Source organism: Brevibacterium pigmentatum, assembly GCF_011617465.1.
In the GTDB taxonomy this organism is placed as follows: Bacteria; Actinomycetota; Actinomycetes; order Actinomycetales; family Brevibacteriaceae; genus Brevibacterium; species Brevibacterium pigmentatum.
Genome location: NZ_CP050153.1, coordinates 388,098 through 408,239 on the forward strand (window position 1 = coordinate 388,098; position 20,142 = coordinate 408,239).

Here is a 20,142-nt window from a genome sequence, read left to right on the forward strand (position 1 = left end):
TCATCTCCTGATGCACTTGTTGTCGGGGTCGAACAGCGGCGTCGAATCGACCGACGCGACCGTGACGGGATAGAACTCCTCCATGTAGACGACCTGCAGTTGGTTGCCCAGCACCGCCTCGGCGGGTGGGAGGAACGCCATGAGCACATGCTTGCCCAGGCTCGGAGCCGACCCCGCCGAGGTGACATAGGCGGGGCGACCGTGCCCGTCGACCAGCGGTTGACCCTCGGCAGAGACGATGGGTTCCCCGCCGAGCATGTACCGCTTCTCCCCACTCGCACTCGTGTGGTCATCGACGGTGAGCGAGCACAGCACCGTCTTCGGCTCCTCCTCACGGTGACGCAGGTGCGCGGCCCTGCCGATGAAGTCCTGGGACTTCACCTTCGGCCGGCTCATCCCGACCTCGACGACGCTGCGTTCGGAATCGAGCTCGGCCCCGAACGCGCGGTAGCCCTTCTCGATCCGACCGGTGGTGCCGTAGACGCCGAGACCGACGGGGATCAGCCCATGCTCGTGGCCGGCTTCCATGAGCATGTCCCAGAGCTTCAGCCCCGACTCCATCGGCACGTAGAGCTCCCAACCGAGGTCGCCGACGTAGGAAATGCGGGAGGCGAGCACTTCGAGCGAACCGATTTCGATCCTCCGCGCCGTCCCGAATCTGAACCCCTCGTGAGAGACAACCGCGCTGGTGAGCTCGCCGAGGATGTCGCGGGCTCGCGGTCCCCACAACCCGATCGTCGTCCACGAACTCGTGAGATCGGCGATCTGCGCGCCCGTATCGGGCAGTCGGTCGGCGAACCATTTCAGATCGACCATTCCGTGGGCGGCGCCCGTGACGACGCGGAACCGGTTATGTGCCAGCCGCATGATCGTCAGATCCGAACGGAACCCGCCGTTCTCATCGAGGATCGGGGTGTAGACGACCCGACCGACGGCGACATCCATCTGCGCCAAGGCGATGGTCTGGACCGCGTCGAGGGCGGCGGGGCCGAACACGTCGAAGATGACGAAGCTGGAGAGATCGACGAGTCCGGCACGGTGCCGCATCGCCAGGTGTTCGGCGTTGATGATCGGGGACCACCAGCGGGAATCCCATTCGGCACTGCGGTCCATCACCGCGTCGCCGAACTCCTCGAGCAGACCGGCATTCGACTCGAACCACTGCGGCCGCTCCCACCCGCCGGCTTCGAAGAACACGGCTCCGAGATCGGCCTCACGCTGCCACATCGGCGACCGGCGGATGTCGCGATCGCTGCTCCACTGCTCGCCGGGATGGACGATCCCATAGGTCTTGTTGAAGGCTTCGGAGGTGCGCGCCTTCACATGGGCGCGGGTGCGCTGGTGGGAGTGGAAGCGAGCGATGTCGGCGCCTTGGATATCGATCTCCGGCAGTCCGTTCGTCATCCACTCGGCCACCGCCCGACCGACTCCGGGCCCTTCCTTCACCCACACGGCCGCCGCCGACCACAAGCCCTTCACCTCGGGTGATTCGCCGAGGATGGGCGCCCCGTCCGGGGTCAGCGAGAGCAGACCGTTGATGGCGTAGCGGATCTCGACGTCCGGGTTCGACAGCACTTCGGGCATGAGTTCGACGGCCTGTTCGAGCTGCGGATCGAAGTCCTCGTCCGTGAACGGCATCTCCGTGGGGGAGAGCTTCGCCGCCTCGATCGAGGGGATCTCGTCGGGGTCGTGGAGGATCGGCCGGTGGGCATAGGAGCCGATCTCCATATCGGATCCGTGCTGACGTTCGTAGCAGAAGGTGTCCATGTCCCGCACGATCGGAAACGAGATCTCGCCGGGACGTTCGGTCAGCTGCGGGACGGGCCCGACGCTGATCATCTGGTGGACCGCCGGAGTCAGCGGAATCGCGGCACCGGCCATGGCAGCAATCCGCGGGGACCACACGCCGCAGGCGATGAGGACTCGGTTCGTCGCGATCTCGCCCTTCGTCGTGTGCACGGCCACGATCTGCCCGTCGTCGACATCGATGCCGGTCACCTCGGTGTTCGGCGAGACCGTGAGCGCTCCCTTGGCTTCGGCGGATTCGCGCATCATCGTGCCCGCCCGCACGGAGTCGACGACTCCGACGGTCGGTGTCCAGAACGCGCCGAGGATGACCTCGGGATCGAGGAACGGCACCTTCTCGACCACCTCGGCGGGGGTGACGAGGGAGGATTCGATGCCCCACGCGCGGGCCGAAGCCATGCGTCGCCGCAGCTCCTCCATGCGCTCTTCGGTGCGGGCGACCTCGAAGCCACCGGATTCGGTGAAGACGCCGAGTTCTTGGTACTGGCGCATGCTGTCGAGGGTGAGGTCGGCGATCTCACGCGAGTGATCGACGGGGAAGATGAAGTTCGAGGCGTGCCCGGTCGAACCGCCCGGGTTCGGCAGCGGACCCTTGTCGACCTGGACGATATCGGTCCACCCGAGCTCGGCGAGGTGATGGACGAGGCTGTTGCCGACGATGCCAGCTCCGACAACGACGACGCTGGCCTGGGCGGGGACGGAAGCCATGAGCAGGCTCCTCTCTGAAGGCATCTTCGCCTTCACCGGCATTGTTGCGAACTATGCAACGATGCGCGCTATGTGGAACTGCGTACGATGATCGTCCTCCGCCGAGGCGGGTGTGTCAAGAGGTTGTCTGCGCCGTCTTCGTCGGGTTGAGTGACCGTGTTGAGCGCGGCTTCAGGGGTGACCGGCGAGGCTGCCGTCAGCGCGTCCGTGCCGAGCTCGCGTGGTTCAGCGTTGTGAATCAGTGTTCGTGCCAACCGAGGCGCGCGGAGATGTCGGCCGCAGCCTGAGTGAGCAGGTCTCTGGCAGACGTGACCTTGTCGGTGGTGAACCGGAAGCTCGGACCCGAAGCCGAGATCGAGGCGATGACGTCCCCGTCGGCATTGCGTACGGGAGCGGACACGGCGGTCAGCCCGACTTCGAGCTCATCGATGACGAGCGAGAATCCGGTGGCGGCCACCTCGGCGACCTGGGTGAGCAGCTGCGGGACCGAGGTCACCGTGTGCGGGGTGTAGCGGGTCAGCTTCGCGCCCAGAGTCTCGCGCATGCCTGACTCGCTCAGCGCGGAGAGCAGGACTTTGCCGTTGGAGGTCGCGTGCAGCGGAATGCGCTGCCCGACCCAGTTGTGGCTCTGCACCGAGGATGTCGACGAGGCCTGATCGAGGTAGAGGGCGGCGCCGTCGGAGAGGACGGCGACGTTGATCGTCTCACCGGTCGCCTCGGCGAGCATCTTGGTGATCGGGCGGGCCTCCTGAACGATGTCGAGGCGTGCCGTCGTCGCTCCAGCGAGGCGGAGGATGGACAGGCCCAACCGGTATCTGCCGCGGTGGTGGTCCTGTTCGACGAGTCCACGGGCCTCGAGGGTGGAGACGATGCGCGAAGCCGTCGACTTGTGCACCCCGAGCTCACCGGCGATCTCGGTGATCCCGGCGAGCCCGGTGCGGGCGATGATCTCGAGGATAGTCACGGCCCGATCTACCGATTGGACGCCGCCCGAGCCCACTTCGCTGTTGCTCATTTCGAAACTGTAACTCACGACGCGCAACCCGGCCAGAGTCTGAGGGCGTGGGGTAGGGTGAGTGCGGTCGGAGGGCCTCGAATCCGCCGACCCCCTTTCCCCGACGGAGCTGAGCACGATGAGCAATGGGACCCAGTCGATCGACCGGGCGGCAGAGATCCTGTCGTTGGTCGTGAGGTCCGACGAACCGATCTCCTACACCGAGGTGGTCGAAGAGACCGCATTGGCTCGGTCGACGGTCTCACGTCTGCTCTCCGCGCTCGAGCGCAATGGCCTGGTCGAACGCGACGGTGAGGGCCTCTACCGCGGCGGCTCGCTGTTCGCGACCTATGCCTCCCGCTTCGACCGGGTGGAGAATCTCGTCTCCGCAGCTGATCCGACCCTGCAGCGCCTCAGCGAGGAGACCGGTGAGACCGTCAACCTCGCCATGCCGGGACCCAAGGGCGTCGTCCAGGTCGCTCAGGTCGATTCGACCTTCGTCCTCGGCGCCACGAACTGGGCCGATGTCGAGGTGCCTCCGCACTGCTCGGCCCTGGGCAAGGTCATGTTCGCCTACGACGTGATCCCGTTGCCGACGGGTCGACTCGAGCGCCGCACCGAGAAGACCCTGGGCTCACGCAAGGAACTCACCGACGACCTCGAGGCGGTGCGCGAGCGCGGATTCGCGATCGTCCACGAAGAGTTCGAGATCGGCCTCGACGCTTTGGCGGCACCAGTGTTCGGCATCGAGGGAGACGTCGTGGCCGCCGTGGGCATCTCCGGGCCGACGATGCGCATCGCCGCACACCATGACCGCCTCGGCGAGCTGCTCGTCGACGAAGCCGGCCTGCTCTCGCGCACCCTCAAGCGCAAGGTCACCCACCGGTAGACGAGCCGAAGATAGGTCGTATTCGGATACTTTTCGGCGCTGAAAGTATCCGATAGTGACCTGGATTCGTGTGGCCGTGTCCGATGGTGACCTATTTTTGAGTGCGGTCGCCTCTCACCACGCGGTCGAGACCTCTTCGGCACCGCCGAGGGCCGCGAGCTGCTTGCGGCGCCAGACCTCGGTGTCCTTGATCTGATTGAACGTATAGATGTGCAGACCGGCTACGCCCATGTCCTGGTCGTCGAGGACCGGGCCGATCTTGTCGAGGAACTTCCGCGGGTTGTATCCGCCGGGCTTGGCCATCCGCGTGAACGTCGCCGTGTTCTTCCGCAGGAACCGCGTGGACTCTCCCACCCCGATCTTCGTCGCGACCCGGGCGAGCTTGGCCAACTCCACCTTCCCGGCAATGCCGAGGACCAACGGCAGTTCGACGCCCCGTGCGCGAACCCTGGGCACCCAGGACGCGATGACGGACGGATCGAAGCACAGGTTCGAGACCAGGTGTGTGGCGTAGTCACGCTTGTCCCACATCGCCTGGATCGTCACATCATCGGGGATGATCGGGTGCGATTCCGGATAGGCGCTGACGCCGATGTGTTGGAACGGTGCGGCCATGGATGAGAGATCGACGAGGAGGTCGTGCGCACCGGCGTACCCGCCGGCCGGGGGAGTGGCGTCCCCCGCGGGGACGAAGATCCGGTCCACAGCCGCCTCGGCGAGGCGATCGACGATCTCTGTGAGCTCGGGTCTGCCATGGATCATCCGCGCCGCGAGATGGGGCACGGCCCGGAACCCCAGGGCCTGGAGCTGCTCGGCCGTGGACAGGGTCGCCTCGAGGGTCAGCCCCGTCGACGCAGTCACCGTGATCTCGCGGCCGGGCGCCACGTACTCCTCGATGCGTTCGACGATTCCGGCCGTGGGCAGAACCTCGTAGCGGGCGGTGGTCAGGAGCGCGCGCAGCGTTGCCTGTGACATCCTCGTCTCCTTCTCGGAGGTCGATTCATGAAACTCGCATCCGCGAGTCCCTTGCGTCCCGGTGTCCTCGATCCTACACTCATTGTACCCATGATATGGGAATTGAGTTCCATAATATAAAACTGTGCGAGCAGGGGGAACACCATGCACAACAACGTCCCCACAGTGGACCAAAGCGACAGACAAGTCCCGATCAACCTACGCCAGTCCGGCCCGACCCCGGTCGAAATGCTCATCGACACCCGTGTCCGCAAGTCCCCTTACTGGGAACTGTCCATGCAGCAGGGATGCTGGCGGGCGTCGATCTACAACCGGATGTACCACCCGCGTGGCTACATCCCCCGCGACGAGGGCGGGATGATGGCCGAGTACCAGTCCCTCGTCAACGATGTGACCCTGTGGAACGTCGCCGTCGAACGGCAGATCCAGGTCAAGGGTCCCGACGCCGAAGCGTTCGTCAACTTCGTCATCACCCGTGACGCAACGAAGATCCCCGTGATGCGCGCCCGCTACGTCATCCTGTGCAACGAAGCCGGCGGCATCCTCAACGATCCGATCCTGCTGCGGGTCGGCATCGACGAGTTCTGGTTCAGCCTCTCCGACACCGACCTCATGCTCTGGCTGCAGGGGGTCAACGTCGGCGGCCGGTTCGACGTCACGATCGGCGAGATCGACGTCGCCCCCGTCCAGGTGCAGGGGCCGAAGTCCGTCGACGTCATCGCCGATCTCGTCGGAGAGGAAGGACGCACACTGCCGAGCTACGGACTCATGGAAGCCCAGGTCGGCGGCCGCGACGTCATCATCTCCCAGACCGGATTCACCGGTGAGAAGGGCTACGAGATCTACCTCAGGGATGCGACGAAGTACGCCGAGGATATGTGGAACGCCGTGCTGGAAGCCGGTGCGCACTACAACCTCAAGGTCGTCGCTCCCAGCCACCACCGCAGGATCGCAGCCGGCATCCTCTCGTGGGGTCAGGACATGGACTTCGAGACGCTCCCGTTCCAGGTCAACCTGTCCTACCAGGTGCCGCGTAAGAAGGAAGCCGACTATATCGGCAAGGCCAGGCTCGAGGAGGTGCGTGGGCTGATCGAGGCCGGCACTCCGCCGTATCGCACGCAGCTGGTGGGTCTGCTGGTCGGCGGGAAGCCGATCACGGACTATGCCCCGGACTTCTGGCTCGTCTCCGCCACGGCCGATGGTGAGGCGGTCGGGTACGTGACCTCACCGTGGTATTCGCCGGAACTCGAAGCGAACATCGCTATGGCTCACGTGCCGGTCTCAGGAACCGAGCTCGGCACCGAGTACTGGGTGCATCTGCCGGAACCGTTCGCCGATACTCCCGGAGTCCCGGTGCGCGCCGAGGTGGTCGAGATGCCGTTCCGCCCGAGTGTGAACCCCAACCAGCGTGAGCGTCTGAAGATGCGCGGACTCGACGCCGCCGTCTGAGTCGACTCCCGCTCCTTAAGACCGAGCGCGGTCGCCGTTGCGCAAAGCCGGCGGCCGCGTTCGCATGGCAAGAGACGTACGCGCGGTCGGCGCGTTTGGTCGCCCGCGAGTGTTCGGGCGCAGCTCGGTCCGCAGAGCGTCGGCATCACGCACCGCAAGTGCCGAATCCTCCCGCTGGCAATGCCGGCACCCCTCACCCTTAGTGGCACCTCCTACATATAGCGAAGCACCCCTCACTCTCAGTGGCTCACCACCCCGTTGCAAAGGGGTGATGTGTCGCTGAAGGTGAGGGGTGCGAGCACTGGTGCGGTGTGCAGCTAACGGTGCGGAGTGCCGCTAGCGGTGAGGGATAGCTCCCGCGATCACTTGCCGCGGAGGGCCTTGACCTTTGCGAGGAGTTCGGTCTCGGCGTTCGGGCCGGCCTTGACGCCGCGCGGCAGCCGGAACATGAACACGACGCCGATGATCAGCCACACACCGAACATCGCCCACGACTGCCACGCGAGCTGGGCAGAGAACGGGGTGATCGGCAGGTAGAGGACGAACAGGATGAGCGTGAGCACGGCCGAGATGACACCGATGGTGAAACCGGAGTTGCCCTGGCCGCCGATGCGCAGCGGACGGTCCATCGCCGGTTCGCGCTTGCGCAGGACCAGGAACGCGACGCTGACGAGGAAGTAGGCGATGACGATCGCCGGCGAACCTGCGTCGACGATCCATCCCAAGGCCGCCGAACCGAGGAACGGTGCCAGGGCGGAGAGCGCTCCGATGAAGAGGATCGAGTTGACCGGGGTGCGGTAGCGCGGGTGCAGTTTGCCGAACCAGGCGGGGATCATTCCGGCCGTAGCCATCGCCCACATGAGGCGGGACGAGCCCATGAGGAAGGCGTTCCACGAAGTGATGATTCCGGCCAGACCGCCAGCGATGACGAGCTTGCCCCAGAACGCGGAATTGAACATGGCTGCCAGTGCGTCCGCGGTGACGAGATCGTGCGCGGCCAGTTCAGACGCGGGCATGGCCAGCGACGTCATCCAGATGATGATGACGTAGAAGGCGATAGCCATGAACACCGAGGCGACGACGACTTTGCCGATCTTCTTCGGCGGCAGGTTGATCTCCTCAGCGGACTGCGGGATGACGTCGAAGCCGACGAAGAGGAACGGCACGACCGCGACGACGGCGATGAAACCTGAACCTCCGCCGGTGAACAGCGGCTCGGCGTTGGCGGCTTCTCCGCCGACCAGTCCGCCGGCCAGGAGCATGAGGGCGACGATGATGAGGAAGGAGACGACGAAGGTCTGGACGAGGGACGCGACCTTGACACCGCGGATGTTGATCCAGGAGATGATGATCGCGGTGACCGTGCCGACGAGCGCCCAGGTGAGATACACATCGAAGTCGGCGATCGTCCACAGTTTGACGAACTCGAGGTTCGGGAAGAGGTAGAGAGCGGTCTTCGGCACGGCGACGGCTTCGAACATGACGACGCTGATGTAGCCGCCGGTGATCGCCCACGAACCGAAGAGGGACACCTGTGGCCCCATTGCCCGGATGAGGTAGTTGTGCTCACCGCCGGCATGCGGCATGGCTGCGACGAGTTCGGAGTACACGGTTCCGACGAAGCACATGATGATGCCGCCGACGACGAAGGCGAGGATGGCGCCCATGGTGCCGGCGCCGGACAGCCACTCACCGGTGAGCACGACCCAGCCGAAGCCGATCATGGCGCCGAAGCCGATGAAGAGGGCATCGATCGAGCCGAGGGCTTTGACGAAGCCGTGGTCTCGATCTGTCGTTGTTGACTGCGATTGACTCATGGGGTTCCTCGACACTTCAGTGTGGATGGACTGTACAGGTGCTGGACCGCGCCGCGGGCAGGAGACTGATCGCGGCTGTTCCGATAAGGCAGAGTAGCAGGATTCTGACCGTTACCGGTGAGTTGACTGCATACGGGTTCATCCCGGGTCAGTGGTGCTACATTTCGTCTGGTGCACAGCTCACATCGCTCAGCGATCGTCCGCGTCATCGCGGGCTACCTGGCAGCATTGGTCACCGGGACCACTCTGCTAATGACCCCGGCGGCCACGGTCGCCGACGGCGGCATCTCGCTGCTCAAAGCTCTCTTCACAGCCACCTCGGCGCTCAGCGTCACCGGGCTTGTCGTCCTTGACACCGGTCAGGACTTCACGCTCTTCGGTCAGATCGTCATCATCTGCCTCATCCAGGCCGGCGGTCTCGGCGTGCTCCTGCTCACCGCACTGCTTGCCCTGCTGCTGGCGGGAAAGGCCGGACTCCGGCTCCGCCAATCCGTGGCCTCGGAGACGAAGAGCGACGCGATCGGCGGCGTCAAGCCGCTCGTCCTGCGCATCACGGCACTGACCTTCGGCACGGAGCTCGTGGTCGCCTCGGCGCTGTTCCTCCGGTTCTTCCTCCATTACGACGAACCCGTGCCACAGGCGATCTGGGATGCGATCTTCCATGCGATCTCCGCGTTCAACAACGCCGGATTCGGGCTCCGTCAGGACAACCTCGTCGATTACGTGGCCGACCCCTTCATATGCGGTCCGATCGGACTGGCAGTCATCCTCGGCGGGCTCGGCTATCCCGTCCTCATCGAACTCGTCCGGGGGTACCGAACCCCGCTGAAATGGGGTCTGACCACCCGGATCATGGTCGTCATCACCCCAATTCTTCTCATCGGCGGCACCATCTTCATCGCCGTGATCGAGTGGAACAATGCCGCGACGATGGGCCACCTCGACGCGTGGGGGAAGGTCCAAGCTGCGACGTTCCAATCGACGATCACCCGCACGGCCGGGTTCAACTCGATCGACATCAGCCAGATGCACACGGCGACCTGGTTCGGGATGGACGTCCTCATGTTCATCGGCGGCGGACCGGCGGGCACGGCAGGCGGTGTGAAGATCACGACGATGGCGGTGCTCGCGGCGACGACGTGGACGGAGATCAGCGGCGGACGATCTGTGACCCTGTTCGGTCGCCGCATCTCCCGTGACGTGCACAGACAGGCGACGACGGTCATCGTCCTCGCGCTCGGCTGGGTGCTGCTGGCGACGATGGTCATCCTCCTCTGCGACCCGAGATTCGGCCTCAGCCGAGTCCTCTTCGAGGTCATCTCCGGCTTCGGCACGGTCGGTCTGTCGACCGGAATCACCGCGGACCTGTCCGCGCCAAGCCAGATCATCCTCATCCTCACCATGGCGCTCGGCCGTCTGGGACCGGTGACCGTGGCGTCCGGCCTGGCCCTGCGTGAGCGCCCCATCCGCTACGAACTGCCGAAGGAACGGCCGCTGATCGGCTGATGGCCGATCCATCGAGAGCCGAATCAACGACTGCCGATGCCCCCGCCGAGGCGGCCCAGAAAGGACAAGACCATGAACGAGAAGAAGAACTGGATGGCGCGGTCCGCGTCGTTCTTCACCGGCGACCCCTCGCCACTGGCGAAGGACGGAGCGGTGGCCGTGATCGGGCTCGGCCGCTTCGGCGGATCCCTGGCGCACGAACTCGCAGAGCATGGAGTCGAGGTCATCGGCGTCGACCGTGACGAGTCCGTCGTGGCCGAGTTCGCTGATGTCCTCGCCCATGCCTCCCGCGCCGACGCCACCGACGAGGTGGTGCTGCGACAGCTGGGCATTGACGAGGTCTCCCGCGTTGTCATCGCCATCGGCAGCGATCTCGAAGCGAGCATCCTCGTGGCTTCGCGGATCCTCAAGCTCGGCAATCGGCACATCTGGGCGAAGGCGATCAGCGAAACCCACGCAGAGATCCTCCATCAGCTGGGCATCGGCAACGTCATCAGCCCCGAGAACGATATGGGCCGGCGCCTGGCCCACCTGATCAGGGGCCATATCTCGGACTTCCTGCCCATCGACGAGGACTTCGTCCTGGCGCGCACCACTCCGCCGGTGCGCACGACCGACGTGCCCTTGGCCTCGCTGGGGCTGCGCACGAGGTACGACGTCACGATCGTCGCGTTCAAACGCCGCGGCGGCACCCACTGGGACATCGCCGATCGCGACGTCACGCTCTACGCCGACGACGAGATCCTCGTGGCCGGCAGCCCGAAGAAGGTCGAAGCGTTCAGTGAATTGGACAAGGACGCCGACGCATAGGTCGACGTCCTTGGACGATTGGCATTCCCTCGCCGAGGCGGCGCTTGAGTTCTCGAGGGGTATTCCCCGAGGCGGCGCTTGAGTACTCGAGGGCTGGTCCCCGAGGCGGCCCCGGAGTCAGGTGCGCCCGATCCGGGCGCTGTGGCTGAGCTCAGTCGCGAAGGTCAGTCGCCGAGGTCGACGACCTCGAACTCGAGGAGGTTCGCCTGCTCGGATACCGGCTGCTTTCCGCCGGACTCGTGGACGGATGAACGGTTGGCGCGCCAGTTCTCGAAGTCTTCGCGGGTCGCCCACTGGGTGTAGACGAAGTACTGATCTCCGCCAGCGACCGGACGCAGCAGTTGGAAGCCCTCGAAGCCGGGAGCGCCGTCGACGGAGTGCTTGCGTTCGGCGAAGCGCTTTTCGAGTTCAGCGCGAGCTGGTTCGGGGACGGAGAGCGCGTTGATGGCGACGACTGACATGGTTGCTCCTGTTCGGGTTGGCAGCTGAGTCTCCTCGACCCTACGGCCTTGACCCGAGTGCTGTCTGAGGAGTCCGATTGTTCGCCCGCAGAGTCTCAGATCCGGGCTCAGAGCCGGTCTCGGAATCTGTTTCAGAAGTCCTGTCGGCGCAGCCGCCACGTTGCCAGCACTGCTCCGCCGATGACCCAGGCGACGAGGACGAGGAGGGCTGGGAGGACACCGATGTATTCGGTCCCTCCCGCCTCGGCGACCCCGCTGATGTTGTGCACGGCGCCCAAGGGGAGGAACGGTCGGAGGACGGACGCGAGACCGTCCGGCAGCCAGCCGGCGAGCATGGACCCGACCAGCAGAGCCAACGGGGTGAGCACTCCGCCGGTGACCGAGCGGAAGATGACCGCACCGAAGACCGCGAGGAGCGAATAGATTACGGGCAGGAGCGTGCTGCCGAACGCCAGCCGCAGATGGTCCGGGCCGCCAGCCGCGGCGAGGACTTCCGGCCAGTCGGCCCCGGCGGCTGTTCCCGCGAGGAGGCTGCCGCAGATCGTGGCAATGACGGCCGTGACGACTGCGGTGACGGCGGCGGCCGCGGCGATGATGACGGCCTTCGCTGTGACGAAGCCTGATCGTCCGCGGGCGCGCAGCAGGGCCTCGGTGATCGCGCCGGTACGGAACTCGACCCCGGCGAACCAGGCCCCGAGGACGACGAGGACGGCCGCGGCGGCATCGACTCCGAGAACGCTGGTCGAGAGCACATCTTCGGTGCTGGTCTCCGACAGAGGGGCGCTGCGGGTGGCGGGGATGGTGAGCACGAGCAGAACAGCCGAGATCGCGCCCAGCGCGAGCGTGATGCCGAGCAGCTGACGCGGCCGACGCAGGTCACGGAACTTCACCCATTCGGCGCCCGTCCATCGGGGCCGAGCGGTGATCGGAGAGGTGGGTGCTGTCTGAGAGGCCGGTGCGGTCGGTGGTGTCGTGGTCATGCCGTCGCTCCCTGTTTCGGGTTGTCTGAGGGTGTGCCCGTGCCGATCGTCGCCGCTGTCTGTGAGGCCGAGGAAAGTGTCTTCGAGGCCGCGTTCCTCGGCGGCGAGCCCCGTGAGCTCGACCCCGAGGCGAACGCAGAGCCGGAAGATCTCGCCGGGGTCGATTCGGGCGATCGTGGCGTGAGTGCACAATGCGTCGGGTTCGACTGCGATGCCCTCTGCCCGCAGATGATCGAGCAGCAGTGCGAGATTCGTTCCCTGCACTCGGACTCGGGTCGAGGATTCCCGCCGCATCTCATCGAGGGGACGGTCGGCGATGAGCGCACCGTCGCGGATGATGATGACGTGGTGGGCGATGAGCTCCATCTCCCGCAGCAGATGGCTCGAGAGCAGCACCGTTCTGCCTGTGCCCGCGAAGTCCGTGAGGAGCGATCGCAGCCATGTGATTCCTGCGGGGTCGAGTCCGTTGAGCGGTTCGTCGAGGATGAGGACTTCGGGGTCGGTGAGAAGAGCAGCCGCGATGCCGAGTCGCTGACGCATGCCCAGTGACAGCTGGGAGATCCGGAGGGAGCTTGCGCGGGTCAGGTCGACGAGGTCGAGCATCTCGTCGATTCGGGCGGGTTCGGTTCCCGTCGCCGTCGCGATCCAATCGAGGTGTCCCCGTGAAGTGAGCCCCGGCAGCATGTTTCCGGCGCCGAGGAAGGCTCCGGCGATGTGTGCGGGTTCCGCGTGCTCGGACAGGGGACGGCCGTGGACGGCTACGGTGCCGGAATCCGGTGAGGTGAGACCGAGGACCATCTGCATCGTCGTCGACTTTCCGGCACCGTTGGGGCCGAGGAACCCCGTCACCTGTCCTGGCGCGACGTCGAAGCTGAGATCGTCGACGACTCGGTGACCGCCGTAGCTCTTCGTCAGGCCGCGGACCGAGATGCCTGGATCTTTCGATGGCAATACATTCATACTGCAATCATTATGCAAGTTGATCGTATTGTAAAGTGGGAGGATGCCGAAGATCGTCGACCATGCCCAGCGCCGCACAGAGATCGTCCATGCCCTGTGGCAGGTCATCTATCTCAATGGGATCGACGGGGTGTCATTCCGTTCCGTCGCCGAAGCGGCCGGAATCTCCATCGGCCGCGTGCAGCATTACTTCCCTTCGCGCAGTGAGCTCATCCTCGAAGGCTGCCGACATCTCGTCGACAGCGCTGAGGTGGCCGATCTGGACGATGCCGATGCGTCGTCCGCACCTGGTTCCGCTGCTGCGGTGAGTGCGCTCCGCGAGTTCTGCTTCGCGTTCATTCCCTCAGGTGAGACCATGCGCATCGGTGCGTCGGTGTGGTACACCTACGTCGCTCGAGCGGTGATGGATGAGCAGATCGCCGAGATCATCCGTGCCAGCGATCGTGCGACGATCGAGCTCGGGACGCGCCTTTACCTGGCAGCTGTCGGCACCGACAGCTCTGTGGCGGACGGCGACAACGCTGCCTCCCGCAGGTGGGCGATGCGGATGATCGCCTTGGGCAAGGGGCTGGCTCAGGAGGTCATGCTCGATGAGCGCAGCGCCGCCTCGGCGAAGGAGATCCTCGAGGAGGAACTCACGGGCTTGGTCGCGCCCTGATTCCGCGCTATTCGCCGTCGTTGACCTCGAGTTCGGTGAACGTCAGGCTGGGGGCGTGGATGCCGGCAGCGCGGCGGATGCGCTCGGCGGTGAGTTCGCTGATCGTCGGGAATTCGGCGTCTGTGGCGGCACCGCCGGTCCGGCCCTTTCCGCCGCCGACCACCACGGCCTTCGCGTTCTTCGATCGCAGCGGCTCCGGGGTCTGCACGAGCACGAACGATCGCGAACCCTGATCCCGTTCGTTCGCGGCCATGACGGCCTGCGCGGTGGTCCCGGACCCGGCGAAGAAATCGAGGACGATGGCATCGGGATCGAAGAACGTCTGCGAGGCCACGAGTGCCTTGACCAGCTCGACCGGCTTCGGATAGCTGAATACCCCGCCCAGGCCCAGCGGTTCCAGATCGTTCTGCCCGCCGAGCGCCTTGATGATCGAGTACATCTTCGAACTCGCCTTCTCCGCCGGCGTCACCCGCACCACCGCGTGCTTGCCGTCTGAGCCCCAGGGTCGCAGGATGTACTCGCCCGTCGCCAGCTTCGCGTCCACCTCGGCGAGCTTCTTCTCACCCTTGACCGCGACGATGTCCTCGTACATCAGCCGCCGCTCCGACCCGCGCGCATACCGGCCGAAGCCGGCGCGGAGCACATCGGTCTCCACGAGCATCCGCCTGCCGTCGATGACCTCAAGCTTCGCCGGCGACTTCTTCTCCGTGAGGAACGGCCCCACCCGGCTCGCATCGCGGGCCCACACATGCACATAGTCGTGCCCGCGCACGAACGACCGCGCATTGCCCCCGCCTTTCGCGCGCTGATGGATGAGCGTGCCCAGCGAATTGTCCTCACCGAAGATCTCGTGGCCGAGCAGCTGCGCCCACGCGCTCTCCTTGTCGTCGAGATGGAGGAATAACACTCCGTCCTCGCGCATGAGCTCGCGAGCCAGCAGCAGCCGCGGCGTCATGAACGACAGCCAACTGGCGTGATCGTGCCCGTGATCCTTATAGGTATGTGCATTGCCCGTGTTGTACGGCGGATCGATGTAGACGACCTTGACCCGCCCACGATGCGTGGCCAGCAGCGCCTGCAGCGCCGGCTGATTGTCCCCGACGACGAGGAGATTCTCGTGCGGATCGGGAGCATGGGCGGCACCGTCGCTATCCCGAAGCCGTGGTCGATCCTCGCCGAGGCTGGGCTCGGGTTCCCGCTCACCCTCACCGAGGCTGGGCCCGGTTTCGGAATCCGCAATGAGGCGGCGACCGAGGGCGAGGGCGGCGGCCTTGCCCGGCCACTCCAAGACGGTCGTCATCCTTCTCCTTCAACCCGAACGGTGCCAAGATTGCTGTATGAGTATTTCACGAGTGGCCGTCGTCGGTGCCGGCATCCTCGGCGTCGCCGCCGCCCGCGAAGTCACCATGAAGTTCCCCGACGCTGAGGTCGCCGTCTTCGACAAGGCCGAAACCGTCGCCGCACATCAGAGCGGGCACACCTCCGGAATCGTCGACTCCGGACTCGATCAGAAGCCCGGTTCGGCCGAAGCGAAACTCACCAAGCGCGGCCTCCAGCTGCTGATCCCCTATATGGCCGAGACCGGCGTGCCCTACCGGGAATGCGCTCAGCTGCTCATCGCGCAGAACACCGACGAAGCCGAACGACTCGAAGAGATCTTCGCCCGCGCCAAGGACAATGAGGTCCCCGGCGCGCGGCTGCTCGAACGCCACGAGATCGGAGCCGTCGAACCGGCCGTGAGAGGAGTCCTCGGCCTCTTCTCACCCCATGCGGCCATCGCGGACTTCGCGGCGCTCACCGCCGCGCTCGCCTCCGATGTGCGTGCCGCCGGAGGGACATTTCGCTTCGGCACCGAGGTCACCGGCTTCGACACCATGAGCAACGAAGTCCGACTGCGCGGACGCCCGGTTCCGGCAGACGACGCCACGGCCAGTTCTGACGACCGCGACGAGCAGGTCCGCGACCGGCCGCGCACATATCGCGGGGAAGAGGGGCACGACCCGGTCATCGGCATCGGCGATGAGCTGCGCGATCGCTTCGGGCAGCAGGACTGGTTCAAGCAGGCCGAATCGACGATCGGCGAGTGGACACAGAAGCTCTCTGACTCCTGGTCACGTCGTGACGATCGGCGCTCATGGGATGCGCGCCCCGACAGCGGACAGAATGATGCCCCACACCGCGACAGCTCCGGCCGGGACACTGCCCCCGAAGAGGTGCTCGGCACCTTCGACATCGTCATCGTCTGCGCCGGTCTCCAGGCCGATCGCCTCGCGACCGCCGCCGGACTGGATGCCGAACCGCGGATCGTGCCGTTCACCAGCGACTACTATCGGATCCCGGCCACCGACACCGAGGTGGTCCGCGGCATCATCGGATCCGTTCCCGACCCGCAGGCTCCCTTCACCGAAACCTCGATCGTCCGCGGGCTCGACGACGGGCTCATCCTCGGACCGAATACCTTCGTCGCCCTCGGCCGCGAATCCTACGACCGGCGCGGATTCGACCTCGCCGATATCAGCTCGACCGCCAGAAACAAAGGTTTCTGGAAGTTCGCCGCCCAGACCGCGAAGACAGCGGCCCGCGGAGTCAGACCTTTGGTGAGCAGGACCGCCTTCGTCGACGGAATCCGCCGCTTCGTCCCCGAGGTCGATCCGAACACCGTGACCTCCGGACCTCGCGGAGTCCGTGCTCAGGCGATGACCGCCGACGGCGAACTCATCGACGAACTGGCCGTGACCAGGCGCGGCAGGCTGACCATGGTCAGATCCGTGCCGAAGTCGGCAGCCACCTCGGCGCTGGCGATCGCCGAAACGATCGTCGATCGGGCCTTCGAGAACACGACCCGCTGAGGATCCGCAGCGCGAACTCATGCTCGTCCGCCTGGCCGAAGCCCTGGCGGAATGATCCGAACGCTCACCAGCCTCGGTCACGGGACACCCGGAGTGGGGGAGCCGCCTCGGCGTGGGATTCCTGTGCCGTTGATCTCTGTCGACGATCAGCCGGAATGGCGCTCGAGGAACTCGTAGACCTCGGTGTCGTCGACGCCGGGCACGGCACCGGGCGGAACCGCGGCCAGCAGGGACGCGTGCATCCGGGCCGACGGCAGCGCCTGGTCCTCCCACTTCTCGGCCAGATCGTTCGGGGCCTGTCGGCAGCAGGACGGATCCGGGCATCCTGACTGCGATCGGATCGGTGATTCCCGACCCTCGAACCAGCGGACATGGGAGAACGGGACGCCGACGCTGATGGCGAAGTCGCCGCCGGGCAGCACACGGGCGGTGCACCAGAACGAGCCGTGCGGGGTGTCGGTGTACTGGTAGTACGGGCTGAACCGGTCCGCGACGCGGAAGACGGTGCGCGAGGTGAAGCGCTTGCACGCGAACTGGCCCTCGATCGCTCCGAGCGGATCGGTAGGGAACGGCAGGCCGTCGTTCGAGTACGCCTTGTGGATCGTGCCGGAGTTGTGGACCTTCATGAAGTGCACGGGCAGGCCGAGGTGCTCGGTGGCGAGGTTCGTGAACCGGTGGGCGGCCATCTCATAGCCGACGCCGAACATATCGCGCAGATGCTCGACGGAGAGCACCCGCTTCTTCTTCTCCTCTTCGAGCATCGGCACGGCTGAGGACTCGGGCAGCAGGATGGCGGCAGCCAGGTAGTTGGCCTCGACGCGCTGCTGGAGGAACTCGTGGAAGTCCTTCGGGGAGTCATAGCCGAGGACATGCGGAGCCAGGCTCATGAGCAGGTGCGACCGCGGATCGAAAGCGGCATCGGCATTGGGCAGATACAGGCGCTTGTTCGCGGTGTCCGAGATCGACCGAGTCGATTCTGGCAGGTCGGAGACGTAATGGAGGCTGAAACCGAGCTTCTCGGCGATGAGCGCTGTCTGCCGCTGTGACACCGTTCCGGATTCGTAGCCGACGAGGTCGAGCAGCTCGGCGGCAGTGGCCTCGAGGTCGGCGAAGTAGTTGTTCTTCTCCCTCATCCGATCCCGCAGCTCCCGGTTGGCCCGCCGTGCCTCCTCCGGGGTAGCGGCCCGTCGCTCCAGAGCCTCGCCGAGCTGCCGCTGAAGACCCACGATCGCCTCGAGGGCATCCGCCGGCAGGGACTTGATCCGCACCTGCGGCAGTCCGAGGGAGGAGTACATGGGGGAGGCCTGATTGCGTTCGGCTTCGAGTTCGAGGGCTTGTCGTTCGTCGATCGGAGCGGGGTCGATGAGCTCGGAGACATCTGTCTTCAGCGCCTTCGCGATCGAGGCCAGGAGCGTGACAGAAGTTTCTCGCTTGCCGTTCTCGATCGTCGAGATCTGGGACGCCGCACGCCCCACTTCGTGCCCCAGCTCGTTGAGGGTCAAACCGCGCTTCTTGCGAAAAAATCGGATTCTTCTGCCGATGCTGAGCAGGTCGGTCTGCTGCTCTTCGCTCTCAACTTCCGCGCCAACGCTGTTCAAAGTGCCTCCCTCGGTTTCTGTGGGCTGGTTCACGCGATTGAAAAACAGTATGACAGAACCGCGAAATTTCTGAAACCGGAAATATCGAGATTATTCATCCGAAAAAACAATGCGAGAGCGCTTGCGGCCCCCGCAGACTGGATACATCAACAACCCCGAGAGATCGAGAAAGAGAAGGACAATGACTGAGAACACCACGCAGAACAGCTTGCACGATGCTGAAGCCATCCGCCGCGACTGGGCCACCAACGCCCGCTGGTCGGGAGTCGCTCGTGACTACGAGCCCGAGGATGTCGTCAAACTGCGCGGTTCGCTGATCGAGGAGCACACGCTGGCCCGTCACGGAGCCGGGCGCCTCTGGAACCAGATTACCGCCGGCGACATCCACTCCGGTGACTACGTCAACGCACTCGGTGCACTGACCGGCAACCAGGCAGTCGAGCAGGTCAAGGCCGGCCTCAACGCCATCTACCTCTCCGGGTGGCAGGTCGCCGCCGACGCGAACGCCGCCGGTCAGACCTACCCCGACCAGTCGATCTACCCGGCCAACTCGGTGCCGCAGGTCGTCCGCCGCATCAACAACGCTCTGATGCGCGCCGACCAGATCGAGACCTCGGAAGGCAACAAGCAGGTCGACGACTGGTTCGCTCCGATCGTCGCCGACGCGGAAGCGGGCTTCGGCGGCTCGATCAACGTCTACGAACTCATGCGGTCGATGATCGCAGCCGGCGCTGCCGGTGTGCACTTCGAGGATCAGCTCGGTTCCGAGAAGAAGTGCGGCCACCTCGGCGGCAAGGTCCTCGTCCCGACCTCGCAGCACATCCGCACGCTCAACGCCGCCCGCCTCGCGGCCGACGTCGAGAACGTGCCCAGCCTCGTCATCGCCCGTACCGACGCCGAGGCAGCCACGCTGATGACCTCGGACATCGACGAGCGCGACCAGCAGTTCGTCACCGGTGAGCGCACCGCCGAAGGCTTCTACAAGGTTCGCAACGGCATCGAAGCAGGCATCGCACGCGGACTGTCGTTCGCTCCCTACGCGGACATGCTGTGGATGGAGACCTCCACACCTGACCTCGAAGCAGCCAAGCAGTTCGCCGAGGCGATCCACGCCGAGTACCCGGACCAGATGCTGTCCTACAACTGCTCGCCGTCGTTCAACTGGCGCAAGCACCTCGACGATGCGACCATCGCGAAGTTCCAGCGCGAGCTCGGAGCCATGGGCTACAAGTTCCAGTTCATCACCCTGGCCGGCTTCCACGCTCTGAACTACTCGATGTTCGATCTGGCCCACGGCTACGCCCGCGAGCAGATGAAGGCATACGTCGACCTGCAGGAGCGCGAGTTCGCTGCCGAGGAGCGCGGATACACCGCGACCCGCCACCAGCGTGAGGTGGGCACCGGCTACTTCGATCTGGTGTCGACTGCACTCAACCCCGAGTCGTCGACCACCGCGCTGGCCGGCTCCACCGAAACCGCTCAGTTCCACTGAGCCGCGCCGGGTTTTCGCCCCGCTGACCAGCGGGGATGAGCCCACCAGAGACCCGGGGCGGATCGATGATGTTTTCACGGGGTTTACATCGTCGATCCGCTCCGTCACACCACAGACGAAGAACCCCGCCACGATCCCACCGGAACGCTCACTGTCACTGCGGAGCCGCCTCGGCGAGGATCACCCACAG

At 65.4% G+C, this 20,142-nt stretch carries 16 protein-coding genes; 8 read left to right on the forward strand and 8 right to left on the reverse strand.

Annotated features, from left to right (window positions below):
• Complete coding sequence (locus tag GUY30_RS01725) at positions 1–2,514, reverse strand: GcvT family protein (RefSeq protein ID WP_167193587.1); 2,514 nt, start codon at positions 2,512–2,514, stop codon at positions 1–3.
• A 238-nt stretch (positions 2,515–2,752) separates the two neighbouring features.
• Positions 2,753–3,529 carry an IclR family transcriptional regulator gene (locus GUY30_RS01730; RefSeq protein WP_167193589.1) on the reverse strand — a complete coding sequence of 259 codons (777 nt, stop codon included), beginning with the start codon at positions 3,527–3,529 and terminating at the stop codon, positions 2,753–2,755.
• Positions 3,530–3,647: 118 nt separating this feature from the next.
• Between GUY30_RS01730 and GUY30_RS01735 the strand changes: the two genes are divergently transcribed.
• Positions 3,648–4,397 (forward strand): IclR family transcriptional regulator, encoded by a 750-nt coding sequence (locus GUY30_RS01735; RefSeq protein ID WP_167193591.1) that lies wholly within the window; start codon positions 3,648–3,650, stop codon positions 4,395–4,397.
• A 114-nt stretch (positions 4,398–4,511) separates the two neighbouring features.
• On the opposite strand, the gene GUY30_RS01740 is transcribed toward GUY30_RS01735, so the two are convergent.
• Positions 4,512–5,372, reverse strand: coding sequence for a methylenetetrahydrofolate reductase (locus tag GUY30_RS01740; protein WP_167193593.1), 861 nt, complete (start codon positions 5,370–5,372; stop codon positions 4,512–4,514).
• Positions 5,373–5,516: 144 nt separating this feature from the next.
• Between GUY30_RS01740 and GUY30_RS01745 the strand changes: the two genes are divergently transcribed.
• Positions 5,517–6,821, forward strand: coding sequence for a glycine cleavage T C-terminal barrel domain-containing protein (locus GUY30_RS01745; protein ID WP_167193595.1), 1,305 nt, complete (start codon positions 5,517–5,519; stop codon positions 6,819–6,821).
• 362 nt (positions 6,822–7,183) lie between these two features.
• Here GUY30_RS01745 and GUY30_RS01750 read toward each other — a convergent pair whose 3' ends face one another.
• Positions 7,184–8,638, reverse strand: coding sequence for an APC family permease (locus GUY30_RS01750; RefSeq protein WP_167193597.1), 1,455 nt, complete (start codon positions 8,636–8,638; stop codon positions 7,184–7,186).
• 171 nt (positions 8,639–8,809) lie between these two features.
• Between GUY30_RS01750 and GUY30_RS01755 the strand changes: the two genes are divergently transcribed.
• Together GUY30_RS01755 and GUY30_RS01760 are read left to right on the forward strand one after the other, a co-directional pair.
• A complete protein-coding gene (locus GUY30_RS01755; RefSeq protein WP_228281593.1) occupies positions 8,810–10,144 on the forward strand; it encodes a TrkH family potassium uptake protein in 1,335 nt (444 codons plus the stop codon).
• Positions 10,145–10,216: 72 nt separating this feature from the next.
• Positions 10,217–10,954, forward strand: a complete 738-nt coding sequence (locus GUY30_RS01760) for a potassium channel family protein (RefSeq protein WP_167193599.1) — start codon at positions 10,217–10,219, stop codon at positions 10,952–10,954.
• Positions 10,955–11,118: 164 nt separating this feature from the next.
• Here GUY30_RS01760 and GUY30_RS01765 read toward each other — a convergent pair whose 3' ends face one another.
• Both GUY30_RS01765 and GUY30_RS01770 read right to left on the reverse strand, forming a co-directional pair.
• Positions 11,119–11,415 (reverse strand): antibiotic biosynthesis monooxygenase family protein, encoded by a 297-nt coding sequence (locus tag GUY30_RS01765; protein ID WP_167193601.1) that lies wholly within the window; start codon positions 11,413–11,415, stop codon positions 11,119–11,121.
• 131 nt (positions 11,416–11,546) lie between these two features.
• Positions 11,547–13,355: an ABC transporter ATP-binding protein gene (locus tag GUY30_RS01770; protein WP_167193603.1), complete on the reverse strand. Its 1,809-nt coding sequence runs from the start codon at positions 13,353–13,355 to the stop codon at positions 11,547–11,549.
• Between the two features lie 43 nt (positions 13,356–13,398).
• On the opposite strand from GUY30_RS01770, the gene GUY30_RS01775 reads away from it, so the two are divergent.
• Positions 13,399–14,013 (forward strand): TetR/AcrR family transcriptional regulator, encoded by a 615-nt coding sequence (locus GUY30_RS01775; protein WP_167193605.1) that lies wholly within the window; start codon positions 13,399–13,401, stop codon positions 14,011–14,013.
• A 7-nt stretch (positions 14,014–14,020) separates the two neighbouring features.
• On the opposite strand, the gene GUY30_RS01780 is transcribed toward GUY30_RS01775, so the two are convergent.
• Positions 14,021–15,313 carry a site-specific DNA-methyltransferase gene (locus GUY30_RS01780; protein ID WP_167193607.1) on the reverse strand — a complete coding sequence of 431 codons (1,293 nt, stop codon included), beginning with the start codon at positions 15,311–15,313 and terminating at the stop codon, positions 14,021–14,023.
• A 37-nt stretch (positions 15,314–15,350) separates the two neighbouring features.
• Between GUY30_RS01780 and GUY30_RS01785 the strand changes: the two genes are divergently transcribed.
• On the forward strand, positions 15,351–16,862 hold the full coding sequence (locus GUY30_RS01785; protein WP_228281596.1) for an FAD-dependent oxidoreductase: 1,512 nt from the start codon (positions 15,351–15,353) through the stop codon (positions 16,860–16,862).
• Between the two features lie 146 nt (positions 16,863–17,008).
• Here GUY30_RS01785 and GUY30_RS01790 read toward each other — a convergent pair whose 3' ends face one another.
• Positions 17,009–18,364, reverse strand: a complete 1,356-nt coding sequence (locus GUY30_RS01790) for an ImmA/IrrE family metallo-endopeptidase (protein WP_323127770.1) — start codon at positions 18,362–18,364, stop codon at positions 17,009–17,011.
• Here GUY30_RS01790 and GUY30_RS01795 point away from each other — a divergent pair.
• Together GUY30_RS01795 and aceA are read left to right on the forward strand one after the other, a co-directional pair.
• A complete protein-coding gene (locus tag GUY30_RS01795) occupies positions 18,341–18,649 on the forward strand; it encodes a hypothetical protein (protein WP_167192992.1) in 309 nt (102 codons plus the stop codon). The genes GUY30_RS01790 and GUY30_RS01795 overlap by 24 nt on opposite strands.
• Complete coding sequence (gene aceA, locus GUY30_RS01800) at positions 18,642–19,952, forward strand: isocitrate lyase (protein ID WP_167193610.1); 1,311 nt, start codon at positions 18,642–18,644, stop codon at positions 19,950–19,952. Before GUY30_RS01795 ends, aceA begins: the two co-directional genes overlap by 8 nt.
• Positions 19,953–20,142: the final 190 nt, after the last annotated feature.

Bases quoted from the DNA above. Each gene is read 5' to 3' on its own strand.
- GUY30_RS01725 (WP_167193587.1), bottom strand. From the start codon at position 2,514: ATGGCTTCCGTCCCCGCCCAGGCCAGCGTCGTCGTTGTCGGAGCTGGC.
- GUY30_RS01730 (WP_167193589.1), bottom strand. From the start codon at position 3,529: ATGAGCAACAGCGAAGTGGGCTCGGGCGGCGTCCAATCGGTAGATCGG.
- GUY30_RS01735 (WP_167193591.1), top strand. From the start codon at position 3,648: ATGAGCAATGGGACCCAGTCGATCGACCGGGCGGCAGAGATCCTGTCG.
- GUY30_RS01740 (WP_167193593.1), bottom strand. From the start codon at position 5,372: ATGTCACAGGCAACGCTGCGCGCGCTCCTGACCACCGCCCGCTACGAG.
- GUY30_RS01745 (WP_167193595.1), top strand. From the start codon at position 5,517: ATGCACAACAACGTCCCCACAGTGGACCAAAGCGACAGACAAGTCCCG.
- GUY30_RS01750 (WP_167193597.1), bottom strand. From the start codon at position 8,638: ATGAGTCAATCGCAGTCAACAACGACAGATCGAGACCACGGCTTCGTC.
- GUY30_RS01760 (WP_167193599.1), top strand. From the start codon at position 10,217: ATGAACGAGAAGAAGAACTGGATGGCGCGGTCCGCGTCGTTCTTCACC.
- GUY30_RS01765 (WP_167193601.1), bottom strand. From the start codon at position 11,415: ATGTCAGTCGTCGCCATCAACGCGCTCTCCGTCCCCGAACCAGCTCGC.
- GUY30_RS01770 (WP_167193603.1), bottom strand. From the start codon at position 13,355: ATGAATGTATTGCCATCGAAAGATCCAGGCATCTCGGTCCGCGGCCTG.
- GUY30_RS01775 (WP_167193605.1), top strand. From the start codon at position 13,399: ATGCCGAAGATCGTCGACCATGCCCAGCGCCGCACAGAGATCGTCCAT.
- GUY30_RS01780 (WP_167193607.1), bottom strand. From the start codon at position 15,313: ATGACGACCGTCTTGGAGTGGCCGGGCAAGGCCGCCGCCCTCGCCCTC.
- GUY30_RS01785 (WP_228281596.1), top strand. From the start codon at position 15,351: ATGAGTATTTCACGAGTGGCCGTCGTCGGTGCCGGCATCCTCGGCGTC.
- aceA (WP_167193610.1), top strand. From the start codon at position 18,642: ATGACTGAGAACACCACGCAGAACAGCTTGCACGATGCTGAAGCCATC.